We start from the raw sequence: 7,916 nt of genomic DNA, 5'->3' as shown, positions 1-7,916 counted from the left end.
GCCGCGTCCGGCGGCACCTCCGCCCCGCCCAGCGGCCCCGCCGCCGGCGGCCAAGAAGTGCCCGCCGAACCAGCCCAAGTGCTAGGCAAGCGCTAGTCCAGCGCCAGAGCTTGGCGCGGTCTTTACGGAAGGGGGGCCATTCGCGGGCGAAACCGCCCGCGAATGGCCCTTATTTCCTTGCTTCTGGCCGAAATCGCGCTATATAGCGCGCCATCTCACACGGAAGCATGGCTCACAAGGCCGTCCGGTGGCAGCCGGGGCGCAACGCTCCGTTTTGCTCACACGCTTCCGGAGGAACCAACCGGAGAATTATAACAATGGCGCTACCCGACTTCACCATGCGTCAGCTTTTGGAAGCTGGCGTGCACTTTGGTCACCAGTCTCACCGCTGGAATCCGAAAATGGCTCCGTTCATTTTCGGCACCCGTAACAACATCCACATCGTCGATCTCGCCCAGACCGTGCCGATGCTGCACCACGCCCTCCAGGCCGTCAGCGACACGGTTGCCAAGGGCGGCCGCATCCTGTTCGTCGGCACCAAGCGCCAGGCACAGGACGGCGTTGCGGACGCGGCCAAGCGCTGCGCGCAGTATTTCGTCAACTCGCGCTGGCTCGGCGGCACGCTGACCAACTGGAAGACGATCTCGGCTTCGATCAAGCGCCTGCGTCACCTCGACGACGTGCTCTCGGGCGGCGAAGCCAATTCGTACACGAAGAAGGAGCGCCTGACGCTTCAGCGCGAGCGCGACAAGCTCGACCGCTCGCTCGGCGGCATCAAGGACATGGGCGGTCTGCCCGACCTGATCTTCGTGATCGACACCAACAAGGAAGACATCGCGATCCAGGAGGCCCAGCGCCTCAACATCCCGGTCGCCGCGATCGTCGACACCAATTCGGACCCGAAGGGCATCACCTATGTGGTGCCGGGCAATGACGACGCCGGCCGCGCGATCTCGCTCTATTGCGACCTGATCGCGCGTGCGGCGATCGACGGCATCTCGCGCGCCCAGGGCGATTCGGGCATCGACATCGGTGCTTCGGCCCGTCCGCTCGCCGAAGAGCTGCCGGCGGCCTCCTCGAGCGGCTTCCAGGGCCTTGCAGGTCCCCGCGGCACCGCCGACGACCTCAAGAAGCTCCCGGGCGTGTCGGGCGCGATCGAGAAGAAGTTCAACGACCTCGGAATCTTCCACTTCTGGCAGCTCGCCGAGCTCGATCACGACACCGCGCACACGATCGGCGAAGAAGTCGGTCTGCCGAGCCGTGCGGATGCCTGGGTGGCCAAGGCCAAGGCGCTGACCGCGGAAGCGGAATAGTCAAAAAGAGCGATGGGTTGGCCGGATAGACTCCGGCCACCATTTCAGTTGACGCGAATTCCTGAGATGGACCGCGGCGGGGCAATTTGATGCCACGCCGCGGCAAACCGGCAGGCACAAAGGATATTCAACGATGGCAACGATCACAGCTGCGATGGTCAAGGACCTGCGCGAGTCGACCGGCGCGGGCATGATGGACTGCAAGGCCGCACTGACCGAAAACGACGGCAACATGGAAGCGGCGCAGGATTGGCTGCGCAAGAAGGGCCTTTCGAAGGCCGCCAAGAAGTCGGGCCGCGTCGCGGCCGAGGGCCTCATCGGCGCGCTCACCAAGGGCACCAAGGGCGTCGTGGTCGAGGTCAACTCCGAGACCGACTTCGTTGCGCGCAACGGCCAGTTCCAGGGCCTGGTCAAGATGATCGCCCAGGTTGCGTTCGACGTCGGCGCCGATGTCGAGAAGATCAAGGCCGCCAAGGTCGGCGACGTCACGATCGAAACCGCGATCAATGACGCGATCGCGACCATCGGCGAGAACATGACGCTGCGCCGCGCAGCTTCGCTCGAAGTGAGCCAGGGCGTGGTGTCGCACTACGTCCACGGTGCGGTCATCGACGGTGCCGGCAAGATGGGCGTGATCGTGGCGCTGGAATCGCCGGGCAAGGCCGACGAGCTTGCCGCGCTCGGCCGCCAGATCGCGATGCATGTCGCCGCCGCCAACCCGCTGGCGCTCGATCCGTCCGGCCTCGATCCGGCGGTCGTCAAGCGCGAGAAGGACGTGCTCGCCGACAAATATCGCCAGCAGGGCAAGCCGGAGAACGTGATCGAGAAGATCGTCGAGTCCGGCCTCAAGACCTACTACAAGGAAGTCTGTCTGCTCGAGCAGGCCTTCATCCACGACACCGGCAAGTCGGTGGCGCAGGCGGTGAAGGAAGCCGAAGGCAAGGTCGGCGGCGCTGTGAAGATTGCGGGCTTTGTGCGCTATGCTCTCGGTGAGGGAATCGAGAAGCAGGAAAGCGACTTCGCAGCCGAGGTCGCTGCGGCCAGCGGCAAGAAGTAAGCGCCGGAACGTTCCTTCCGGCGTGCCGCCGGAAGCGGCGGCCGGACAAGGAAAAGTGCTCATGACTGATCCGGTCTATCGTCGCGTCGTGATCAAGCTGTCCGGCGAATATCTCGCGGGACAGCAGGGTTTTGGCATCGATCAGCCGACCGTCGATCGGGTTGCGGACGATCTGATCGCCGCCCGCCATCTCGGCACCGAGGTTGCGGTCGTGATCGGCGGCGGCAATATCGTGCGCGGCGTCGAGGTGTCCTCCCGCGGCGTCTCGCGCCCGACCGGCGACACCATGGGCATGCTCGCCACCATGATGAACTGTCTCGCGCTGGAAGCGGCGATCGAGCGCAAGGGCACGCCGGCGCGCACGCTGTCGGCCTTCGTCATGCCCGAGATTTCCGAGCTGTTCACCCGGACTGCGGCGCACAAATACCTCGCCGAGGGCCGGATCGTGCTGCTCGGCGGCGGAACCGGCAATCCGTTCTTCACCACCGATACGACCGCGGTGCTGCGCGCCGCCGAGATCGGCGCACAGGCGGTCCTGAAGGCGACCAATGTCGACGGGGTCTACTCGGCCGACCCGAAGAAGGATCCGACCGCCACGCGGTTCGACCGGCTGACGCATTCGCAGGCGATCGAGGGCGGCTACAAGGTGATGGATGCGACCGCCTTCGCGCTTGCCCGCGAGACGTCGCTGCCTATCATCGTGTTCTCGATCGCGGAGCCGGGGTCGATCGGTGCGATTCTGCGTGGCATCGGCCACGGTACCATCGTCGCCGGCTGACGGCTCATCTGGCGCGCCCTGAAGGGAGGGGCGCGGTGAGGTCGCCGGGATTTTGAAGGAGAAACGTGATGCCCACGGGAAATTTCGACCTCAACGAAGTAAAGCGCCGCATGCAAGGCGCCGTCCAGTCCCTCAAGCACGAGCTCGGCGGCTTGCGCACCGGCCGCGCCTCTGCCTCGATGCTCGATCCGGTGCAGGTCGAGGCCTATGGCAGCCACATGCCGCTGAACCAGCTCGCCACCGTCAGCGTGCCCGAGCCGCGCCTGATCTCGGTGCAGGTCTGGGACAAGTCGATGGTCAAGGCGGTGGAGAAGGCGATCGTCGATTCCAATCTCGGCCTGTCGCCCGCGACCGAGGGCCAGGTGCTGCGCCTGCGCATCCCCGAGCTCAACGAGGAGCGGCGCAAGGAGCTCGTCAAGGTCGCGCACAAATACGCGGAGGCCGCCAAGGTCGCCGCGCGTCACGTCCGCCGCGACGGCCTCGACGTTCTGAAGAAGCTCGAGAAGAATCACGAGATGTCGGAGGACGATCAGAAGCGTCATGCCGACGAGGTCCAGAAGGTGACCGACGGCACGATCGCCGAGATCGACCAGCTGCTGGCCGCCAAGGAAAAAGAAATCCTCACCGTCTGAGGCTGCCGTCATGTCCAACGCCGCCGCGCCCGCAACGGAAGGACCCGATCGGTCCGACGCGCCTGCGCATGTCGCCATCATCATGGATGGCAACGGGCGTTGGGCCGCCGCGCGCGGTTTGCCGCGGGCCGAAGGTCATCGCCGCGGCGTGGAGGCCTTGCGCCGCGTGGTGCGCGCCTCGCACGAGCTCGGCATCCGCTATCTCACCATCTTCTCGTTCTCGTCGGAGAACTGGTCGCGTCCGGCGAGCGAGATCGGCGATCTGTTCGGCCTGCTCAGGCGGTTCATCCGCAACGATCTCGCGAGCCTGCATCGCGACGGCGTCAAGGTCCGCATCATCGGCGAGCGCGACGGGCTCGAGAGCGACATCTGCGCGCTGCTCAACGAGGCCGAGGAACTGACGCGCGACAATTCGCGTCTCACGCTCGTCGTCGCCTTCAACTACGGCTCGCGGCAGGAGATCGCGAAGGCGGCACAGAAGCTCGCGCGCGAGGTCGCGGAGGGCAGGCGCGATCCTGCCACGATCGACGCCGAGACGCTTGGGGCGCATCTCGATGCGCCCGACATTCCCGATCCCGATCTCATCATCCGCACCAGCGGCGAGCAGCGCCTGTCCAACTTCCTGATGTGGCAGGCGGCCTATAGCGAGCTCGTGTTCGTGCCGATCCACTGGCCCGATTTCGATAAGGCGGCGCTGGAAGGCGCGATCGCCGAATTCGCCAGGCGCGAGCGCCGTTTCGGCGGCCTGGTCGCGAAAACCGCCTCGTGAGCGAACCCGAGACCGTACCGGCTGGCTCGAAGCCTGCCCCGAGCAATCTCGTGATGCGGGTCCTCGCAGCGCTGGTGCTGGCGCCGCTTGCCATTGCGCTCGCTTATGCCGGCGGCTGGCTGTGGGCGCTCCTCGTCACGCTGGTCTCGATCGGGCTGTTCGCGGAATGGCTGATGGTGGTGGGCGCGGGGTCCGTTGCGCTGACCGCGTCCGGAACGATCGTCCTCGCCATCATGGGCTCCTGCGTCGCCTTCGGCGCGCTCAAGACCGCAATCGTCACCGGCCTCGTTGGTGGGGCGATCGTGACGCTGATCGCGCGAGGCAAGTTCGTCTGGGCGGCCGCCGGATTCGCCTATGCATCGGCGGCGCTGCTGGCCTCGATCCTGGTACGGCAGGATCTCGTGAACGGCTTTGCCGCGCTGATGTTCGTGCTGCTCGTGGTGTGGGTGACCGACATTGGCGGCTATTTCGCCGGCCGCGGCATTGGCGGACCGAAGCTGTGGCCGCGCGTGAGCCCGAAGAAGACCTGGGCCGGCGCGCTCGGCGGCTTTGCCGCCAGCCTTGCGGTCGCCGCCGGCTTTGCGGCTTGCGGGCTCGGGAAGGCGGTTCCACTGCTGCTCGTCAGCGCCGTCCTGTCGGTGGTCTCGCAGCTCGGCGATCTCTTCGAATCCGCGGTGAAGCGGCGCTTCGGTGTCAAGGATTCCAGTCACTTAATTCCCGGCCATGGCGGTCTACTGGACCGTCTGGACGGTTTTGTCGCCGCCATCCTGGCGGCATGGATTATCGGCTTTCTCCGCCATGGTGTGCATAGCGCCGGAAGCGGTCTTGTGGTTTGGTGAGGATATGAGCGCGGTCCCATTGCGTAACAATAAGGCTGCGGCGTCTGCCGTCCGCAGCGTCACGGTTCTCGGTGCCACCGGCTCGATCGGCGACAGCACGATGGATCTGCTGCGCGCCTCTCCCGAACGCTACCGTGTCGAGGCGCTGACGGCGAACGGCAATGTCGAAGCGCTGGCGAAGCTCGCGAAGGAGTTTTCGGCGCGCTTCGTGGCGATCGCCGACACCTCCAAGTTCGCCGAGCTCAAGGCTGCGCTTGCGGGCACGAGCACCGAATGCGGCGCCGGCGAAAGCGCGGTGATCGAAGCCGGCGCGCGTCCGGCCGATTGGGTGATGGCTGCCGTGAGCGGCGCCGCCGGACTGAAGCCGGCGCTCGCCGCGGTCGATCGCGGCGCGCATGTCGCGCTCGCCAACAAGGAATGCCTCGTCTGCGCCGGCGATTTCTTCATGCAGCGCGCGGCGAAGGCCGGCGCCTGCATCCTGCCAGCCGATTCCGAGCATAATGCGCTGTTCCAGGCGCTCGGCTCCGGTAATCGCGACGAGCTGGTCCGTGTCATCATCACGGCATCCGGCGGTCCGTTCCGGACCTGGAAGCCTGCCGACATCGAGCAGGCGACGCTCGCCCAGGCGCTGAAGCATCCGAACTGGAGCATGGGCCAGAAGATCACGATCGATTCCGCCTCGATGATGAACAAGGGGCTCGAGGTGATCGAGGCCTCCTATCTGTTCGCGCTCTCGCCCGACGAGATCGACGTTCTCGTTCATCCGCAGTCGATCATCCACGGCATGGTCGAGTTCTCCGACCGTTCGGTCGTGGCCCAGCTCGGCTCTCCCGACATGCGCACCCCGATCGCCCACTGCCTTGGCTGGCCCGACCGCATCAAGGGACCGGCGGCCAAGCTCGATCTGGCCAAGATCGGCCAGCTGACCTTCGAGGCGCCCGATTTCGAGCGGTTCCCCGGACTACGGCTGGCTTACGATTCGCTCCGGACCGGGAAGGGGGCGACCACAGTGTACAATGCCGCCAACGAGGTCGCGGTCGCCGCCTTCATCGCCGGCAAGATCCGGTTCGGCGCGATTGCCCGGCTGGTGGAGGCGACGTTGGAGGACTGGATCCGCGGCGGGAACCAGACGCCTCTGACGTCCGCCGACGATGCAATCTCTGTTGACCATGTTGCTCGAAATAGAGCTGCCGCCCTATTGCCTCAAATTGCCTTAAAGGCATCCTAGATGGTTCGGGGCCAGGGCCTTGCGGCGCTGGATGAGGGAATTCGATGATCGACTTTTTTGTCCATAGTTTCAATACGTTGAGCCATGGGCTCCTCGGCTACGCAGTTCCCTTCCTCTTCGTCCTGACCATCGTCGTGTTCTTCCATGAACTCGGCCATTTTCTGGTCGCGCGCTGGGCGGGCGTTCGGGTGTTAACCTTCTCGCTCGGCTTCGGGCCTGAGCTGGTCGGTTTCAACGACCGCCATGGCACCCGCTGGAAGATCTCGGCGATCCCGCTCGGCGGTTACGTCAAGTTCTTCGGCGACGAGAGCGAGGCTTCGACGCCGTCGGCCGAGACGCTCGCGGCCATGACGGCCGAGGAGCGCGCCGGCAGCTTCCACCATAAGAAGGTCGGCCCGCGCGCCGCCATCGTCGCGGCCGGACCGATCGCCAATTTCATTCTGGGCGCGCTGATCTTCGCCGGCATGGCCCTGTATTACGGCAAGCCGAGCACGATCGCGCGCGTCGACGGCGTCGTCGCCGATGGCGCGGCGGCTGCGGCCGGCTTCAAGATCGGGGACATCGTCGTCCAGATCGACGGCAAGCCGATCGAGAGCTTTGCCGACATGCAGCGGATCGTGGCGATGAATGCCGGTTCGGCGCTTGCCTTCCAGGTGAAGCGCGACGGCGCCATCGTGTCGCTGAGCGCGACGCCGGCGCTGCTCGAGCGCAAGGATCCGTTCGGCAACAGCCACCGCCTCGGCGTGCTGGGCGTCGAGCACAAGTCACAGGCTGGTGAGGCCTCGACCGCACCGGTCGGGGTCGGCGAGGCGCTCAAGATCGGGGTCGAGCAGGTCTGGTTCATCATCACCAGTACCTTCAAGTTCCTGGGCTCGCTGTTTGTCGGAAACGGCAATCCCAACGAGGTCAGCGGCGTCCTTGGAATCGCGAAGATGTCGGGGCAGGCGGCCAGCGCCGGGTTCCAGTTCGTGATCAACCTCTGCGCGGTGCTGTCGGTGTCGATCGGCCTGCTGAACCTGTTCCCGATCCCACTGCTGGATGGCGGTCACCTTATGTTCTATGCGGCGGAGGTGGTTCGCGGCCGGCCCCTGTCCGAGCGGACTCAGGAAATGGGGTTCCGAATCGGGCTGGGTTTGGTGCTGATGTTGATGGTGTTTGCGACCTACAACGACATCCTGCGGATGGCAGCTTCCTGATAGGGGCTTTTTTGTGGCGTTGCTGTTAGGCAACGTCTTGGAATGAAATTGAAATTGCGGCGCGCTCGGCCGTTTGCGGCGTCGGTGAAATTGGCTACAAGCGG

The 7,916-nt window shown here is 65.3% G+C and carries 8 protein-coding genes; all 8 read left to right on the top strand.

The features are described from left to right. Positions 1-317 precede the first annotated feature (317 nt). The 8 genes from WN73_RS18580 to rseP all read left to right on the top strand — a co-directional run bounded on the left by WN73_RS18580 (position 318) and on the right by rseP (position 7,812). The gene (locus WN73_RS18580) at positions 318-1,313 is read left to right on the top strand and encodes a 30S ribosomal protein S2 (protein WP_028171749.1); all 996 of its coding nucleotides are present in this window, start codon (positions 318-320) and stop codon (positions 1,311-1,313) included. Between the two features lie 133 nt (positions 1,314-1,446). Further along, on the top strand, positions 1,447-2,370 hold the full coding sequence (gene tsf / locus WN73_RS18575; RefSeq protein ID WP_011087628.1) for a translation elongation factor Ts: 924 nt from the start codon (positions 1,447-1,449) through the stop codon (positions 2,368-2,370). A gap of 61 nt (positions 2,371-2,431) precedes the next feature. Next, on the top strand, positions 2,432-3,148 hold the full coding sequence (gene pyrH, locus WN73_RS18570) for a UMP kinase (RefSeq protein WP_027545778.1): 717 nt from the start codon (positions 2,432-2,434) through the stop codon (positions 3,146-3,148). Between the two features lie 68 nt (positions 3,149-3,216). Continuing rightward, entirely contained in the window at positions 3,217-3,780 is a 564-nt protein-coding gene (gene frr, locus WN73_RS18565) for a ribosome recycling factor (RefSeq protein ID WP_028171750.1), read from the top strand. 10 nt (positions 3,781-3,790) lie between these two features. Beyond that, positions 3,791-4,549, top strand: coding sequence for an isoprenyl transferase (locus WN73_RS18560; RefSeq protein ID WP_011087625.1), 759 nt, complete (start codon positions 3,791-3,793; stop codon positions 4,547-4,549). Continuing rightward, entirely contained in the window at positions 4,546-5,388 is an 843-nt protein-coding gene (locus WN73_RS18555) for a phosphatidate cytidylyltransferase (protein WP_028171751.1), read from the top strand. Before WN73_RS18560 ends, WN73_RS18555 begins: the two co-directional genes overlap by 4 nt. 4 nt (positions 5,389-5,392) lie before the next feature. Further along, a complete protein-coding gene (gene dxr, locus WN73_RS18550) occupies positions 5,393-6,616 on the top strand; it encodes a 1-deoxy-D-xylulose-5-phosphate reductoisomerase (protein ID WP_011087623.1) in 1,224 nt (407 codons plus the stop codon). Between the two features lie 44 nt (positions 6,617-6,660). After that, positions 6,661-7,812: an RIP metalloprotease RseP gene (gene rseP, locus WN73_RS18545; protein ID WP_028171753.1), complete on the top strand. Its 1,152-nt coding sequence runs from the start codon at positions 6,661-6,663 to the stop codon at positions 7,810-7,812. Positions 7,813-7,916: the final 104 nt, after the last annotated feature.

The organism is Bradyrhizobium sp. CCBAU 45394 (assembly GCF_028128655.1).
GTDB lineage: Bacteria > Pseudomonadota > Alphaproteobacteria > Rhizobiales > Xanthobacteraceae > Bradyrhizobium > Bradyrhizobium diazoefficiens.
This window is presented reverse-complemented; position numbering and strand designations above follow the sequence as displayed.